This is a genomic window from Porphyromonas sp. CAG:1061 (assembly GCF_000435035.1).
Lineage (GTDB): Bacteria > Bacteroidota > Bacteroidia > Bacteroidales > Porphyromonadaceae > Porphyromonas_A > Porphyromonas_A somerae.
The window spans coordinates 18947-19932 of sequence record NZ_HF988904.1 but is presented as its reverse complement, the minus strand read 5'-3'; the positions used below and the strand labels follow the sequence as shown (position 1 = coordinate 19932).

Annotated in this window: 1 protein-coding gene; it reads right to left on the bottom strand. The window is 47.6% G+C overall.

Going from position 1 to position 986, the window contains the following annotated elements; all coding sequences use genetic code 11:
- Window positions 1-117 precede the first annotated feature (117 nt).
- The coding region (locus QVO39_RS03945) for a 6-phosphofructokinase (RefSeq protein ID WP_502685061.1) at window positions 118-986 on the bottom strand (869 nt) is incomplete at its 5' end.

Below are 986 nucleotides of genomic sequence, written 5' to 3'. Positions count from 1 at the left end.
TGCGAGAATGGCACTTCGTGCAACATTCTCTTCCTTCATTTTGATCCGATCATAAAAATAGAGGAGCAAAGGGAGTTCATTATCTCCCTTTGCTCCTCTAAATATGCTTGTTAAGTCTTACTCTTGCTCTAGGCGAAGAGTCTCAGTTGTCTGGTCACAAACCTCGCTAGGTCCAAAATATTGGATCGGTCCTGGATAAACAAAGCAGGTCTCGTGAGCCCACTTATCACGATACTGTTCAAAGGTCTTGAAAGGCTTGCCCTCAAGTTCTACCAGTGCCTTGCGAATAACAGGCTTCATAGAACCGTGGCGGCGCTCCATATTCATCATCATAGTGATAGGAATACCACCAGCCTTCCACTCTGCTGCAGGGCGAGTAGTATTGCGGATAGAGCTCATATAGCCCGTCTTGCCTGCTGCAATCAATTGAGCTGCATTGTAGCCAAGGCTATAGCAGTAGTCGGCATCAAAGTTGGATGGAGCAGCACAACGACCTTCGTACCCGAAGAAGTGACGCTGGATGCTAAATTTACCTACACACTTACCTTCTGCCTTCCACTCTTTGAGCTTCTCCTTAACCATCTCGGCAAGGAGCTTCTCAGTCTCGATCAGCGATACCTGTACATTGCCGTGAGGGTCACGGTCTAGAGTGAGCTGGCGTGCCACATCCTCTGGCAGTGACTTGAAGACCTTGCTATTCTCTGCAGAAAGACGGTCTATCACAAATTCTCTCTGAGCTTCCTTATTTAGCTTGGCAAATGCATCGCCCTCATGGGCTAATAGATCATTGAGCTCGGCAATGAGGGCATTCATTGCTGGGATAAACTCGATCAAACCCTCAGGAATCAATACGGTACCGAAGTTAAGGCCTTCTTTCGCTCTATCAGCCACGATCTGAGCAATGTAGGTGACGATATCATCAAGGCTTTGTTCCTTTGCCAGTACCTCCTCAGAGACGATGCAGATATTAGGCTGGGTTTGAAGAG